At 65.5% G+C, this 13,946-nt stretch carries 13 protein-coding genes and 1 pseudogene; 6 read left to right on the top strand and 8 right to left on the bottom strand.

The annotated features are described in order from the left end of the window. Window positions 1–12: 12 nt before the first annotated feature. Window positions 13–1,602: a DHA2 family efflux MFS transporter permease subunit gene (locus tag ALC15_RS17075; RefSeq protein ID WP_050628247.1), complete on the top strand. Its 1,590-nt coding sequence runs from the start codon at window positions 13–15 to the stop codon at window positions 1,600–1,602. Between the two features lie 18 nt (window positions 1,603–1,620). Here ALC15_RS17075 and gcvA read toward each other — a convergent pair whose 3' ends face one another. Continuing rightward, complete coding sequence (gene gcvA / locus ALC15_RS17070) at window positions 1,621–2,523, bottom strand: transcriptional regulator GcvA (protein WP_050628323.1); 903 nt, start codon at window positions 2,521–2,523, stop codon at window positions 1,621–1,623. A 232-nt stretch (window positions 2,524–2,755) separates the two neighbouring features. Between gcvA and ALC15_RS17065 the strand changes: the two genes are divergently transcribed. Further along, window positions 2,756–4,078 carry an aspartate aminotransferase family protein gene (locus ALC15_RS17065; protein ID WP_050628246.1) on the top strand — a complete coding sequence of 441 codons (1,323 nt, stop codon included), beginning with the start codon at window positions 2,756–2,758 and terminating at the stop codon, window positions 4,076–4,078. A 17-nt stretch (window positions 4,079–4,095) separates the two neighbouring features. Then, on the top strand, window positions 4,096–4,998 hold the full coding sequence (locus ALC15_RS17060) for an amino acid ABC transporter substrate-binding protein (protein WP_050628245.1): 903 nt from the start codon (window positions 4,096–4,098) through the stop codon (window positions 4,996–4,998). A 5-nt stretch (window positions 4,999–5,003) separates the two neighbouring features. Here ALC15_RS17060 and ALC15_RS17055 read toward each other — a convergent pair whose 3' ends face one another. Both ALC15_RS17055 and ALC15_RS47920 read right to left on the bottom strand, forming a co-directional pair. Next, on the bottom strand, window positions 5,004–5,630 hold the full coding sequence (locus ALC15_RS17055) for a LysR substrate-binding domain-containing protein (RefSeq protein WP_430649176.1): 627 nt from the start codon (window positions 5,628–5,630) through the stop codon (window positions 5,004–5,006). 84 nt (window positions 5,631–5,714) lie between these two features. Next, window positions 5,715–5,897, bottom strand: a pseudogene (locus ALC15_RS47920) (LysR family transcriptional regulator); the annotation flags it as partial. Window positions 5,898–5,982: 85 nt separating this feature from the next. Here ALC15_RS47920 and ALC15_RS17050 point away from each other — a divergent pair. Genes ALC15_RS17050 through ALC15_RS17040 form a run of 3 tightly spaced genes read left to right on the top strand, consistent with a single transcriptional unit; the run spans window position 5,983 to window position 10,885 of the window. Beyond that, a complete protein-coding gene (locus tag ALC15_RS17050; protein ID WP_050628243.1) occupies window positions 5,983–6,576 on the top strand; it encodes a hypothetical protein in 594 nt (197 codons plus the stop codon). Then, complete coding sequence (locus ALC15_RS17045; RefSeq protein WP_244486118.1) at window positions 6,573–7,769, top strand: efflux RND transporter periplasmic adaptor subunit; 1,197 nt, start codon at window positions 6,573–6,575, stop codon at window positions 7,767–7,769. The genes ALC15_RS17050 and ALC15_RS17045 overlap by 4 nt, the downstream gene beginning before the upstream one ends. Next, entirely contained in the window at window positions 7,766–10,885 is a 3,120-nt protein-coding gene (locus tag ALC15_RS17040; RefSeq protein WP_050628242.1) for an efflux RND transporter permease subunit, read from the top strand. The genes ALC15_RS17045 and ALC15_RS17040 overlap by 4 nt, the downstream gene beginning before the upstream one ends. A 10-nt stretch (window positions 10,886–10,895) precedes the next feature. Here the strand turns inward: ALC15_RS17040 and ALC15_RS17035 are convergent, their stop codons facing one another. The 5 genes from ALC15_RS17035 to ALC15_RS17015 all read right to left on the bottom strand — a co-directional run bounded on the left by ALC15_RS17035 (window position 10,896) and on the right by ALC15_RS17015 (window position 13,916). Beyond that, window positions 10,896–11,657 (bottom strand): SURF1 family protein, encoded by a 762-nt coding sequence (locus ALC15_RS17035; RefSeq protein ID WP_050628241.1) that lies wholly within the window; start codon window positions 11,655–11,657, stop codon window positions 10,896–10,898. Continuing rightward, on the bottom strand, window positions 11,654–12,040 hold the full coding sequence (locus ALC15_RS17030; protein ID WP_050628240.1) for a DUF983 domain-containing protein: 387 nt from the start codon (window positions 12,038–12,040) through the stop codon (window positions 11,654–11,656). The genes ALC15_RS17035 and ALC15_RS17030 overlap by 4 nt, the downstream gene beginning before the upstream one ends. Window positions 12,041–12,104: 64 nt before the next feature. Beyond that, window positions 12,105–13,001, bottom strand: a complete 897-nt coding sequence (locus ALC15_RS17025) for a cytochrome c oxidase subunit 3 (protein ID WP_021076884.1) — start codon at window positions 12,999–13,001, stop codon at window positions 12,105–12,107. A gap of 106 nt (window positions 13,002–13,107) precedes the next feature. Further along, window positions 13,108–13,746 carry a cytochrome c oxidase assembly protein gene (locus ALC15_RS17020; RefSeq protein WP_050628321.1) on the bottom strand — a complete coding sequence of 213 codons (639 nt, stop codon included), beginning with the start codon at window positions 13,744–13,746 and terminating at the stop codon, window positions 13,108–13,110. A gap of 5 nt (window positions 13,747–13,751) precedes the next feature. After that, complete coding sequence (locus ALC15_RS17015; protein WP_050628239.1) at window positions 13,752–13,916, bottom strand: hypothetical protein; 165 nt, start codon at window positions 13,914–13,916, stop codon at window positions 13,752–13,754. Window positions 13,917–13,946 lie beyond the last annotated feature (30 nt).

Below are 13,946 nucleotides of genomic sequence, written 5' to 3'. Positions count from 1 at the left end.
CAGGAGGCTGTCATGAGTGCAGCAGCAATCGATGCCAAGAGCCTCCCTGTCCCGAGCGTCACCGTCAATCCATGGCTGATCGCCATCGTGGTCGCGCTCGCGAGCTTCATGGAGGTGCTCGACACCACCATCGCCAACGTGGCGCTCCCCTATATCGCCGGCGGCATGGGCGTCAGCGAGGATGAAGCCTCCTGGGTGGTGACGAGCTACCTGGTCTCCAACGCCATCATCCTCACCGCCTCCAGCTTCCTCGCCAAGATGCTCGGGCGGAAGACCTTCTTCCTGATCTGCCTCGGCATCTTCACGGTGAGCTCGATCCTGTGCGGCTTCGCGCCGAACCTCAACGCGCTGCTGCTGTTCCGCATCCTGCAAGGTCTCGGCGGCGGCGGCATGGTGCCGGTGGCGCAGTCGATCCTTGCCGACGCCTTCCCGCCCGCCAAGCGCGGCCAGGCGTTTGCGGTGTTCGGCATCGCCGTCGTGGTGGCGCCGGTGGTCGGCCCGACGCTCGGTGGCTGGCTCTCCGACAATCTGTCCTGGCACTGGTGCTTCCTGATCAACGCTCCGGTCGGCCTGTTCGCGATCGCCCTGATCGGGGCGGTCTTGCAGGAGCCCGCCAAGTCGAAGGACCAGAAACAGGACAATTCATTCGATTTCATCGGCTTCGCGCTGGTGGCGACCTTCCTTGGCGCGCTCGAGGTGACGCTCGACCGCGGCCTGGAGGACGACTGGTTCGGATCGTCCTTCATCATCACGTCGGCCGCGATCTGCGCGATCGCGTTCGTGCTGATGATCCCGTGGGAGATGACCCGCCGCAATCCGATGATCGATTTGCGGATGGTCGCGACCCGGCAGTTCGGCGCGAGCTTCCTGGTGATGCTGGCGACCGGAGCGATCCTGCTCGCGACCACCCAGTTCCTGCCGCAACTGGTGCAGCAGGATTTCGGCTATACCGCCACCTGGGCCGGCCTCGTGCTGTCGCCCGGCGGCGTGGTCACCATGGCGATGATGTTCGTGGTCGGCCGGCTCGCCGCCAAGGTGCAGCCGAAATATCTGATCATCCTCGGCGCGCTGGTCATCGCGGCCTCGATGTACAGCATGACCAATGTCTATGGCGATCTCGGCTTCTGGTACATGGCGCGCTCGCGCATGCTGATCGGCGTCGGCCTGCCGCTGATCTTCATCCCGATCATGGCAGCGTCGTATGACGGCATCCCGGCCGGCAAGACCGACCAGGCCTCGGCGCTGATCAATGCGGCGCGCAACACCGGCGGCTCGATCGGCGTCTCGCTGGTCTCCAACGTGCTGACGCATCGCGAGCAGTTCCACCAGAGCCGGCTGGTCGAGCAGTTGACGCCGTCGAGCCCGCAATACCAGGAGACGCTGCACCGGATGACCGACTTCTTCGTCGCCCAGGGCAATTCGCTGCTGCAAGCGCAGCAGCAGGCGGTGCAGTGGATCGGCCAGCAGGTGCAGACCCAGGCCTCGTTCCTGTCCTACATGGATGCGTTCTGGGTCCTGATGCTGATCGCGCTGTCGGCGATCCCGCTGGCGCTGACCTTGCGCAACATCAAGCTCGGCGGCCCCGCCCCGGCCGGCCACTGAGCCGGTGCGGATGAGATCTCACGTCACCGGGGCACGAAGATTCGCTGTCGCGATCTTCGTGCGCAGCCACGCCTCGAACGCGGCGACATGGCCGCGGCCCTTGGCTTCGGCCGAGCGCACCAGATAGTAGGACACCGTCTCGACTTCGAATTCGGGATGATCGAACGGCGCGACCAGCGTGCCCTTCTTCAATTCGTCGGCGGCAAGCAGTTCGCTTTCGAGCACCACGCCAAGACCGTCGACGGCCGCATCGATCGCCATGGTCGAACGGTCGAACCAGAGTTCGTGCCGAGCCTTGATGCTGGTCCCGATCACCTGGCGCAGATAGTCGGTCCAGGTCAGCGCGTTGGAGGAATGAATAAGGGTCGCGCGGCAGAGATCAGCCGGCTCACGCAGCTGCGCCTGTTCGATCAGCCGCGGGCTGCACAGCGGGCGCAACCGCTCCGCCAGCAGCGGTTCGGCCTGCCGGCCCTTGCCTGAGGGCGGGCAGCCATAGGCGATCGCAAGGTCGAAGCGGATGGTCTCGAGATCGCGCAGATCCGACATCGTCGACAGCCTGATCCCGATCTCGGGATGCTGTTCGATGAACTCGCCGATCCGCGGCTGCAGCCATTTGGCGGCGAAGCTCGGGCCGCTCGCGATGAACAGATGGTCGCGCTGCGACTGCGGCGCCACCAGGCGCGTCGCGCCGACGATAGTTCCGAAGGCACGCTCGATCTCGCTGGCATAGGCCCGTCCGGCACTGGTCAGCACCGCGCGCCCGGCGTGCCGGGAGAATACCGGAACGCCGAGGAAGTCCTCGAGTTTCTGGATGTGATGGCTGATCGCCGACGGCGTGACGCCAAGCTCATCGGCGGCCCGGCTGAAGCTGCCATGCCGCGAGGCGGCCTCGAACGCCAGTAGCGCCTTCAGCGGCGGCATGCGCGGCCGCTGCGTTGACTCCACTTCATCGGCCGGTGAATTTTTTGAACTGGCGACCATCCTGCCTGCCGGGTAACGATATCATTGTTGGCGCAGGCAAGTTTCGTACCGCAGACGTCCTGACGCAACAGCCACGTTACCCCAGACCCGACCCCACGAATGGCGAGCGGATTCCGCATTGCCGCACGGCTCCGGCCGCGCGCGATCGCTCCCGCTTACCCGAGGAGAGCTCATGACATCCGCGCTGAAGGCCGCCGCCGACGAATTCCTGGTCCGCTATGGCGGCGACGTGTTCCCCAACCTCTTCACCTCGGCGAAGGGCACCATCGTCACCGACAGCGACGGCCGCGAGTATCTCGATTTCACGTCCGGCCAGATGTGCGCCACGATCGGCCACAACCACCCGGCGATCGTCGAGGCGGTCGAGCGCGCCGGCCGCAAGGCGTTCCACATGTTCAGCGGCATGATCCCTGAAGTGGTTGCCGAGCTTGCCCAGGTGCTGGCCACCGACTGGCTGCCGGGCGATCTCAAGCGCTCGATCTTCATCAACACCGGTTCGGAGGCGACCGAAGTCGCGCTCCGCATGGCCAAAATGTACACCGGCGGCTACGAGGTGCTGGTGCTCGGCGGCTCCTGGCACGGCATCACCGGCGGTGCCGCCTCGGTCTCGATGGCGAGCGATCGCAAGGGCTACGGCGTGCCGCCGCCCGGCGTGTTCGTCATCCCCGAGCCCAACGCCTACCGACCGTATATTGCGAAGGTCAGCGACGAGGAATCCGCCCTCGCCAATCTCGATCTCGCGCTGAAGATGTTCGACATGCAGTCGAGCGGCCGGGGTGCAGCGATCATCGCCGAGCCGATCATCAGTGCCGGCGGCGTGCTGGTGCCGCCGAAGGCGTTCATGGAGGCGCTGCGCAAGGCGGCGCACGACCGCGGCATGCTCTTGATCTTCGACGAAGCGCAAACCGCGTTCGGCCGCATCGGCAGGAAGACGGGCTCCGAATATTTCGGCGTGGTGCCGGACATCATGACGATGTCGAAGACGCTGGGCGGTGGCCTGCCGCTCGCCGCGGTGTCGACCACCGAGGCGATCGAGCACAAGCTGCACGACGATCATTTCACCTACTACACGAGCCACGTGTCCGACCCGCTGCTCGCGGAAGTGGGCCTTGCCGTGTTGCGCGTCATCGCCGCGGAGCAGCTGGTCGAACGCGCCAATGTGATGGGCGCCTACTTGCGCAACCGGCTCGAAGGTTTGCAGCAGAAATATGAGCAGATCGGCGACATCAGGGGCGCGGGGCTCCTGCTCGGCGTCGAACTGGTCACCGATCGCAACAGCAAGAACGCTGCGCATCAGCTGGGCGGGCTGACCACCAGGAAATGCTTCGAGCACGGCCTCAGCATGAACATCCGCCGTCGTCCCGAGCGCGGATCGGTGTGGCGGATCGCGCCGCCGCTCACCGTCTCCGCCGACGAAATCGACCGGGCCACCGACATCCTCGACCGGTCTTTGCGGGAGAGCCTCGACGAATTGTCACGCAGCAAAGCCGGCTAGCAACAGGGGAGGCCGACATGATCCGTAACTGTTTCCACGCGTTGACACTCGCTACACTATCGATCACTGCATTCGAGTCCGGCACGGCTCACGCGGCGAGCGAGACGCTCGACAAGATCAGGGAGCTCGGTAAGATCACCTTCGGCTATCGCGAGGCCTCGATCCCGTTTGCCTTCATCGGCGCGGATCAGAAGCCGACCGGGCTCTCGCTCGATCTCTGCGGGGCGATCGCCGACAAGATCCGCGCCGAATTGCGACGGCCGACGCTTGCGACCGAATACGTCGCAGTCGATGCTTCCAACCGTATTCCGCTACTGCAGAACGGCACCATCGACATCGAGTGCGGCAGCACGACCAACACGGCCGAGCGGCAGAAGCAGGTGGCATTCTCGGTTGCGACCTATGTCGCATCGCCGCGCTGGCTGGTGGTCGATCAATCTCCGATCACCGACCTCAAACAGCTCGACGGGCAGACCATCGTGGTCACACAAGGTTCTCTCAACCTTGCCGGCGCCCAGAAGACCATCGCCGACCACAAGCTCAAGGTGACGATTGCGCAGGCCAAGGACCATGCCGAATCGCTATTGATGCTGCGGACCGGCCGCGCCGCAGCTTGGTTCGAGGACGATATCCTGGTCGCCGGGATGGTCGCCAACGCGCAGGACCCCAAGGCCTTCCGGATGCTCGCGGCGACCTATGCACCGACCTATTACGGGCTGATGATGCGCAAGCAGGACCCGGAGTTCAAGGCGCTGGTCGACGGTGCAATCAGAGAGAAGATGGCATCGGGCGAATTCGGCAGGCTCTATGCGAAATGGTTCGAGCAGCCGATCCCGCCGAGGGGGCAGAATTTGCAGCTGCCGATGAGCGATGCAATGAAGCTCCGCGTCGCCTCCCCCAGTGACGCGCTCGTGCCGTAAGCAGTTCATATCCCGGCAGTCGCCGCAACGATGGTCTCCCGCAGCCAGCGATGCGCCGGCAGATCGTCGAAGCGGCGGTGCCAGCTCATGACGCTCTGCAGCTTCGATGCGTCGAATGGCAGCTCCCGCATCTCGATCGGATAGGCGCGGCGGAATTCGAGCGCGAGCTTACGCCCGAGGATCGCAACCATGTTCGATTGCACCAGGACGGCGCCGGCGGACAGATACGGCACATCGGAAGCAATGGTGCGCTCGGCCTTGCGGGCCCGCAGCCAGGCGTCGACGAAATCCAGATCCTCGCCGCTGGAGGTGATTGCAAGGTGCGGCAGCTCGACCAGCGTCTCGCCGGTCAGCTTCTTGCGCAACGCCGGATGACCGGCCCGCAGCACTGCGACGAAGCGGTCCTCGATCAACCGGCGGGACGCAAAACGCTCGCCATCCAGCGCTCGGGCGGAGATCGCAAGATCGAGCTCGGCGCGATCGAGCCGGTCGGCGAGATTCAAGGTCCCGCTCGGCACCAGCGTCAGCCGCACTTTGGGCGCCTGCGCACGCACCGCCGCGATGATCGAACCGGCTGCGACCACCGCGGCGTAGTTGTTGACGGCGATAGTGAAGCGCCGATCCGCCTGCACCGGATCGAAGCGATCGCCTTCGACCGCGAGCTGCAGCTCGTTGAGCGCCTTGCGGACCGGCAACGCCAGCGCTTCCGCCCGCGGCGTCGGCAGCATGCCGGACGGCGTGCGGACGAACAGCTGATCCTTCAGTGCGTGACGCAGCCGGTTCAGCGCATGGCTCACGGCGGGCTGGCTGATGGCGAGCGCGCGGGCCGCGCGCACCACGCTGCGCTCGCGCATGATGGCGTCGAACACCAGCAGCAGGTTGAGATCGAGATTGCGCATCCGCATGCTTCATCATGCACGATGTGAATTGATGGATAAAGACAATTCATTTGAATAATATCGAGCCTGGGCCCAGCTTCTGCGCATGCCCGAGAGCCCGCACAGCGCCATCGCAACCCCGCCCCCTCGCACCACGCGCGTCCTGGTCGGCGTCCTGACCGTCCCCGGGGCCGCTGATTTCGCAGCCCCGGAGACCTTTGCGCGCTGGCGGCGGCTCACGCCGCAAGCGGCATGGCTGCCGATCGCGCTTCGCGAAACCAGCCATGCCGGCATCCTGAGCGGCGTCGCGGACGCGCTCGATCGCACCGCCACGGCGCCGCGGCAGCTGATCCTGCTGGGCGAAGGGTACCTCGCGAGGCTCATGCTCGAATTGGCGCTGCGGGGCGAGCTGCCCTGTGGCGGCATTGTCGCGGTCGACGTCGCCGCCGACGCACTGCCGTTTCCGATGGCGCCGACGGCAACCGCGATCCGTCTCGTCATTCATCACAACGACGAAGCGCCGCACGGCGGCCTGATCGGCGCACTGCGCGCCGCCGATCTCGACGCACGCGTCATCAATCTCGACCTCGCCGCCGGCCGCGCGATGGAAGCGGCCGCGGCGAGCGCAACTGAAACCTTTGTCCTCGAGCTGGTCGCAACGATCGGCCGCCGGACCACCGATGGAGCTGGTAACCCATGACATCAAAGACCCTCAAAATGGCGGGCGCGTGCCTGGTGGCCGCCGCAGTCAGCGTCGGCCTCTATGCCGTGGATCGGCCGGACCGCGCGGCCGACAAGGCTCCGGCTGCAGCCCAGTCGAAGACGGTCGCGCCTGTCGTCCCGGTGACAGCGACGAAGGTCGCGCAGCACGACGTGCCGATCGTGGTCGAAGGGCTGGGCACGGTGACGCCGATCAACGCGGCCACCATCCGCACCCAGGTGCAGGGCACGCTCGACAGCGTCGATTTTGTCGAGGGCAAGCAGGTTAAGCGCGGCGATGTGCTCGCCAAGATCGACCCGCGTGTCTACGAGGCCCAGGTCGACCAGGCACAGGCCGCGCTGGCGCGCGACGAGGCGAGCCTGAAGAACGCCAGGACCAATCTGGCGCGTACCCAGCCGCTCGCCACTCGCGGCTTTGCGACCCAGCAATTGCTCGATACCCAGGACTCGCAGGTCGCGCAGGGCGAAGGCACCGTCGCGCTCGACAAGGCCGCGCTGGAAGCCGCACAGACCCAGCTGAGCTACGCCACCATCACGGCGCCGTTCGACGGCGTCACCGGCATCCGCCGCATCGATCCCGGCAACGTCGTGCACCCGACCGATACCAACGGGCTTGTGGTCCTCACCCAGCTGCAGCCGATCGCGGTGATCTTCACGCTGCCATCCGGCGACATCCCCGGTGTCCAGCAGGCGCTGGCTTCCGGCGACGCGTCGGTCGACGTCTATGATGCCCAGAACAAGCACAAGCTCGACCACGGCAGCCTGATACTGATCAACAACCAGGTCGACAGTTCGACCGGCACCGTGCAGCTGAAGGCATCCTTTCCCAACGCCGGCAACACGCTGTGGCCCGGCACCTTCGTCAACGTCCATCTAACGATCGCGGTTCGGCACAACGCGCTCACCGTGCCGCTGACGGCGGTGCGCCAGGGGCCAGACGGCGCCTTCGCCTATACGGTCGGCCCGAACAACGTCGTCGGCATCCGCAATGTCGCGACCGGCCAATCGCGCGACGGACAGGTCCTGATCGAGCAAGGCCTCGCCGCGAACGAGACCGTGGTCACCGCGGGTCAGTACCGGCTCAATCCGGGGACGACAGTCGAGATCGTGCCCGACGACAAGAACGACCAGGTCCAGGACGCAACCACCGCAAGCGCAGGTATGCTGCCATGAACGTCTCCGCAGGTTTCATCCGCAAGCCCGTTGCCACCGCCTTTCTGGCCATCGCCATCGTGCTGGTCGGCATGATCGCCTTCGTGCGGCTGCCGGTCTCGGCGCTGCCGACGGTGGACACTCCGACCATCCAGGTCACCGCGCAATTGCCCGGCGCCGACCCGCAGACCATGGCCTCCTCGGTCGCAACCCCGCTGGAACGGCAGTTCGGCCAGATCGCCGGCTTGACCGGCATGAGTTCGAGCAGCGGGCTCGGCAACACCCAGATCACGCTGCAATTCGCGCTGAACCGCAGCGTCGATGCAGCCGCGCAGGACGTGCAGACCGCAATCGATGCGGCATCGGGGCAATTGCCCAAGACCATGCCGTCGCCGCCGACCTTCCACAAGGTCAATCCGGCCGACGTGCCGGTGCTGCTGATCGCGCTGACGTCGGACACCGAGCCGCTGACCAAGGTCGACGACTATGCCGACAGCATCCTGGCGCAGAAATTGTCGCAGGTGCCGGGTGTCTCGCTCGTCACCATCGGCGGCATGCAGAAGCCGTCGATCCGGGTGCAGGTCAATCCGGCCAAGCTCGCTGCCGCAGGGCTAGATCTCGAGCAGTTGCGTACCACGCTCGGCAACATCACCGTGAACCAGCCGAAGGGCGTGCTGTACGGCAGCCAGCAGGCCTATACGCTGGCGACCAACGACCAGGTGCTCGTCGCGAGCAAATATGACGATCTGATCATCGCCTATCGCAACGGCGCGCCGGTGCGTCTGCGCGACATCGGGCATGCCATCGTGGCGGCCGAGGATGTCACGCTGCACGGCTGGTACAACGACAAGCCCGCCGTCATCCTGGCGATCCAGCGCCAGCCCGGCGCCAACGTGATCAGCACGGTGGACGGCATCAAGAAGCTGCTGCCGCAGCTGGTGTCGAGCCTGCCGTCCGACATCAAGGTCACGATCGCCTCGGACCGTACGCAGACCATCCGCGCCAGCGTCGCCGACGTTCAGTTCACGCTGGTGCTGACCATTGCGCTGGTGGTCGGGGTGATCTTCCTGTTCCTGCGCAATATGTGGGCGACCATCATCCCCGCGGTCTCGGTCCCGATCTCGCTGATCGGCACCTTCGGCGTGATGTATCTGCTCAACTACAGCCTCGACAACCTCTCGCTGATGGGCCTGTCGATCGCGGTCGGCTTCGTCGTCGACGATGCCATCGTGATGATCGAGAACATCTCGCGGCACATCGAGGAAGGCCTCTCTCCAATGCAGGCCGCGCTCAAGGGCGCCGGCGAGATCGGCTTCACGATCATTTCGATCTCGGTCTCGCTGATCGCGGTGTTCATTCCGCTGCTGTTGATGGGCGGGGTGATCGGCCGCATGTTCCAGGAATTCGCTGTCACGGTCTGCGTTGCCATCGTCGTGTCGGTGATCGTCTCGGTGACGCTGACGCCGATGATGTGCGCCTATCTGCTGTCGCCGCACCAGGGCGCCGAGGCCGGGATCATCTCGCGCACGCTTGAGCGCGGCTTCGTCGCGATCCAGACCGCGTACGAGGCCGTGCTGGCCGCGGCGCTGCGCTACAAGGCCACGACCTTGTCGATCATGCTGGCATGCGTCGCGGTGACCGGCCTGCTGTTCGTGGCCATCCCCAAGGGCTTCTTCCCGCAGCAGGACACCGGCATGATCACCGGCATCACGGAGGCCTCGGCCGACGTCTCGCCGGCGCAGATGGCGACGCTGCAACGCAGCGTCATCGACGTCATTTCCAAGAACCCCTCAGTCGCCAACGCGACCGGCTATATCGGACCGGGCGGCCCGACCGTGACCGAGAACAACGGCCGACTGTTCGTGCTGTTGAAGCCGCGCGCCGAACGCAACGCATCGGCCGATCAGGTGATCCGCCAGCTCGACACCGCACTGCAGAAGATCAAGGGGATGTCGGTGTTCATGCAGGCGACACAGGACATCAATCTCGCCAGCCGCCTGTCCAAGACGCAGTATCAGTTCACCCTCACCGACGTGAATCAGGACGAGCTCAATCTGTGGGCCGGCAAGCTGTATCAGAAGCTGAAGACGTTGCCGGAACTGGCCGACGTCGCGACCGACCAGGCCAACGCCGCGCGCCAGCTCAAGCTGCAGATCGACCGCGACGCCGCCTCCCGGCTCGGCATCGATCCGGCCGCGGTCGACAACACGCTCTATGATTCATTCGGCCAGCGTCACGTTGCCCAGCTGTTCACGACGCTCAACACCTACTACGTGATCCTGGAGGTCGATCCGTCGTTCCAGCTCGGCCCCTACGCGCTCAACCGCATCTATGTCCGCTCATCCGCGGGGACGATGGTGCCCCTGAGCCAGATCGCGAGCATCGACTACGGCACCGCGCCGCTTTCCGTGAACCATCAGAGCCAGTTTCCGTCGGTGACGCTGAGCTTCAACCTGGCGCCGGGCACGGCGGTGGGATCTGCGGTCGCAGCCGTGCAAAAGGCGACCGCCGACCTTCACGTGCCGTCGACCGTCGTCACCAGCTTCCAGGGCAACGCGCAGGCGTTCCAGGCGGCGCTCGCGTCGACGCCGATCCTGATCCTCGCCGCCTTGGTCGCCGTCTACCTGATCCTCGGCATGCTCTATGAGAGCACGATCCACCCGATCACGATCCTCTCGACCCTGCCGTCCGCCGGGCTCGGCGCGCTGGTCGCACTGTGGGCGTTCGGCCTCGGGCTCGACGTGATCGGGCTGATCGGCATCATCCTCTTGATCGGCATCGTGCAGAAGAACGGCATCATGCTGATCGATTTTGCGCTGCAGGCCGAGCGCCACCAGGATGTCTCCGCCGAACAGTCGATCTACATGGCCTGCCGGGCGCGCTTCCGCCCGATCCTGATGACGACGATGTGCGCGATGCTGGGCGGCGTCCCGCTGATGATCGGCACCGGCACCGGATCGGAGCTGCGCCAGCCGCTCGGCTTTGCCATCGTCGGCGGGCTGATCGTCTCGCAGCTGATGACGCTGTTCACGACGCCGGTCGTGTACATCTATCTCGACAGGATCAGCCGGTCGTTGGCCAACCTGCGCACAGCTGCGCGGAAGGACGCGCCGCACGAAGCCGGGGCGGCCTCGTGACCTGCTCGTCTCAGCCCGCGCGGCGGCGCTGGCCGCGCCACCACAGGCCGAACGCGATCGTGACCGCCGCCGCCAGCGAGAACCAGGTGATGGCGTATTGCATGTGGTCGTCCTTGAGATGCACCTTCAGCGCCCCCGGCTTCGGCGTGCCGCTGTCGGGCACCGGCGACTCGAGGTCGATATAGAACGGTGCGACCTCTCCCCAGCCGAGCGCCTGCGCCATCGCGCGATGGTCGCGCACGAACCACAGCCGCTTCACCGGATCCTCTTTCGGCGTCAGCCGGCCTGGCGGCTCGGGATAGCGGATATAGCCGGTGAGTTCGACCGGCGCGCCGGTGACGAGGCGGCCGGTGACGCGATCCTCGAAGGCGCGGTCCTGCATCGTGTTCTGGACGAAGCCGGTATTGATCACCACGGTTTCGCCGCTGGCGAGCTTGGCCGGCAGGAATGCCCAAGTGCCGGGTCCCGAAATGTCGTCGCGCACCGCGGAGCCGGAGCTGAAGACCATCGCGTCGGGCTGCTTCGCGTAGGTCGCGATCAGCGTGACGCGGCGGAATTCATCCTTCGCGGAGGTCACCGTCGGCCACGCCGATGGCGGCGGCAGCGCCTCGGTCGGCGCAGCAAGCCGGGTGTCGAGCGCGGCGATCAGCGCATGCTTCTCGACCCGGCGCTGCAATTGCCAGACGCCGAGCGCGATGAACACCGCGATCAGGATCAAGGTGAAAATGCCGAAGCCGGCCGCGCTCGGCCGGCGCGTAGAGACATCATTCATTTCGGGTCGCGCTCGATCAGTTGGCCTTCGGCGGCCTTGTGGTGGAATTGCAGCGCGATCAAAAGCGCCTTCATCGAGCGCAGCGGCAGGATCGTGGTCAACAGGATCAATGGCAGCCACAGCGCGGCGTGAACCCAGAATGGCGGCTGGTACTTCACCTCGACGATCAGCGCCGCCGCGACCACGATGGCGCCGGCCAGCATGATGATGAAGATCGCCGGCCCGTCACCGGCATCGATGAAGGCGTAGTCGAGGCCGCAGGCCTCGCATCGCGGCGCCAGCGTCAGGAAGCCGGAATAGAGCTTGCCCTTGCCGCAGCGGGGACAGCGGCAGGCGATGCCGCGGATCGCGCTCTCGGTCACTGTGGGCGGGGTATCGGTCATCGGCTCTCTATCAAAAGCAAAAGGGGCGGCCATCAGGCCGCCCCCTCTTAGCACGTCAGCGAAGTTAGTGTGCGCCGTGCGCCATCGACTCGGCGCCGTGGCCCCAGACGTAGATGCAGATGAACAGGAACAGCCAGACCACGTCGACGAAGTGCCAGTACCAGGCGGCGAACTCGAAGCCGAGATGCTGCTTCGGGGTGAAGTGGCCGGCATAGGCGCGGATCAGGCAGACCAGCAGGAAGATGGTGCCGACCAGCACGTGGAAGCCGTGGAACCCGGTCGCCATGAAGAAGGTCGCGCCATAGACGTTGCCGCCGAACGAGAACGTCGCATGGGCGTACTCATAGGCCTGCACACAGGTGAAGCAGGCGCCGAGGATCACGGTGAGGATCAGGCCCTGCTTGAGGCCCTGGCGGTCATTCTCGAGCAGCGCATGGTGCGCCCAGGTGACTGTCGTGCCCGAGGTCAGGAGCAGCAGCGTGTTGAGCAGCGGCAGATGCCAGGGATCGAAGGTCTCGATGCCGTGGGGCGGCCAGGTGCCGGGCACCGAGCAGGCGCCCATCGCCGTGCCGGCGCCGCAGCCGAACACCGCATCGCGCGTGGCGTGCACCGCATCGGCCGGGAACAGCGCCGAGTTGAAGAACGCCCAGAACCAGGCAACGAAGAACATCACCTCGGAGGCGATGAACAGGATCATGCCGTAGCGATGGCTGATCTGCACCACGCGGGTATGGTCGCCCTTGTACTGGGCTTCCTTGATCACGTCGCCCCACCAGCTCGCCATGGTGTAGAGCACGCCGATGGTACCGACGCCGAACACGATCGGGGCAGCGGAGAACATGTGGTGCATCCAGCCGATCGCACCGAGCGCCATGATGAAGGCCGAGACCGAGCCGACCACCGGCCACGGGCTCGGGTCGACGAGATGATAGTCGTGATGCTTGACTTGCGCCTCAGCCATTGCCGTCTCTCCATTCGCGTGCCGCAAGGCACGTCTTAATCTTAGAATTCCAATCTCATCAGCATGATCTTTCGGAAAACCGGTCTCCACTTTTCCGGATCATGCTCTAGCCGCCCTTGCGCTGCTCCGCCTCGCCCGCAGCCACAGGCTTCGGCGCGGCATCACGCACGGGGAAGAAGGTGTAGGACAAAGTGATCGTCTTCAGCGTGTCGTTCTCGCTGTCCTTGGCCAGCGCCGGATCGACATAGAACACCACGGCCATCTCGCGCTTCTCGCCCGGCGCCATGGTCTGTTCGGTGAAGCAGAAGCAGTTGATCTTCTGGAAATAGGCGCCGACCGTCAGCGGCGCGACGTTGTAGGCGGCCTGGCCGGTCGTGGTGCGCGCCGACTGGTTGGTCACGGTGTAATAGACCGTGACGACCTGGCCGATCTTGACGTCGACCGTGGTCTGCTCGGCCTCGAACTTCCAGGGCAGGCCCGGCGCGACGTTGGAATCGAAGCTGACCGCAATGGTGCGCTCGAGCGGCGCATCCGTCGGCACCGAGGTCGCGACCTGGGTGGTGCCGTTGAAGCCGGTGGTGCGGCAGAACCAGTTGTAGAACGGCACGGCCGCGTAGGACGCGCCGACCATCAGCACCACGACGAAGCCGCAGATCGACGCGACCATGGCGTCGCGAGTCAGCATGCGGCGCGTCACCTTGGCGCCCTCGCCTTGCGGAGCCTGCGGTGCACCCTGGTTCGCCATCTCGTTCACAGCGGCCGCACCAGCACGGCCGGCCCCTTGACCAGGGTGACGGCGAAGAACAGCACCACCATGACGCCGAGCGCGAGCGCAATCGCGACCGAACGCTGGCGGCGGCTCTTGAGCTGCGCCTCGGTAAGGACGATGCCGTCTGGTTCGTTCTTGTCGTCCATTGCTATCCCGTGCGCCCCCATCTTGCCCCC

The organism is Bradyrhizobium viridifuturi, assembly GCF_001238275.1.
Classification (GTDB): Bacteria; Pseudomonadota; Alphaproteobacteria; order Rhizobiales; family Xanthobacteraceae; genus Bradyrhizobium; species Bradyrhizobium viridifuturi.
The sequence above is the reverse complement of the archived record's forward strand: the minus strand, read 5'-3'. Positions and strand labels throughout refer to the sequence as shown.

Excerpts from the sequence above, each read along its gene's own strand:
- ALC15_RS17075 (WP_050628247.1), top strand. The coding sequence starts at position 13 with ATGAGTGCAGCAGCAATCGATGCCAAGAGCCTCCCTGTCCCGAGCGTC.
- gcvA (WP_050628323.1), bottom strand. The coding sequence starts at position 2,523 with ATGCCGCCGCTGAAGGCGCTACTGGCGTTCGAGGCCGCCTCGCGGCAT.
- ALC15_RS17065 (WP_050628246.1), top strand. The coding sequence starts at position 2,756 with ATGACATCCGCGCTGAAGGCCGCCGCCGACGAATTCCTGGTCCGCTAT.
- ALC15_RS17060 (WP_050628245.1), top strand. The coding sequence starts at position 4,096 with ATGATCCGTAACTGTTTCCACGCGTTGACACTCGCTACACTATCGATC.
- ALC15_RS17050 (WP_050628243.1), top strand. The coding sequence starts at position 5,983 with ATGCCCGAGAGCCCGCACAGCGCCATCGCAACCCCGCCCCCTCGCACC.
- ALC15_RS17045 (WP_244486118.1), top strand. The coding sequence starts at position 6,573 with ATGACATCAAAGACCCTCAAAATGGCGGGCGCGTGCCTGGTGGCCGCC.
- ALC15_RS17040 (WP_050628242.1), top strand. The coding sequence starts at position 7,766 with ATGAACGTCTCCGCAGGTTTCATCCGCAAGCCCGTTGCCACCGCCTTT.
- ALC15_RS17035 (WP_050628241.1), bottom strand. The coding sequence starts at position 11,657 with ATGAATGATGTCTCTACGCGCCGGCCGAGCGCGGCCGGCTTCGGCATT.
- ALC15_RS17030 (WP_050628240.1), bottom strand. The coding sequence starts at position 12,040 with ATGACCGATACCCCGCCCACAGTGACCGAGAGCGCGATCCGCGGCATC.
- ALC15_RS17025 (WP_021076884.1), bottom strand. The coding sequence starts at position 13,001 with ATGGCTGAGGCGCAAGTCAAGCATCACGACTATCATCTCGTCGACCCG.
- ALC15_RS17020 (WP_050628321.1), bottom strand. The coding sequence starts at position 13,746 with ATGGCGAACCAGGGTGCACCGCAGGCTCCGCAAGGCGAGGGCGCCAAG.
- ALC15_RS17015 (WP_050628239.1), bottom strand. The coding sequence starts at position 13,916 with ATGGACGACAAGAACGAACCAGACGGCATCGTCCTTACCGAGGCGCAG.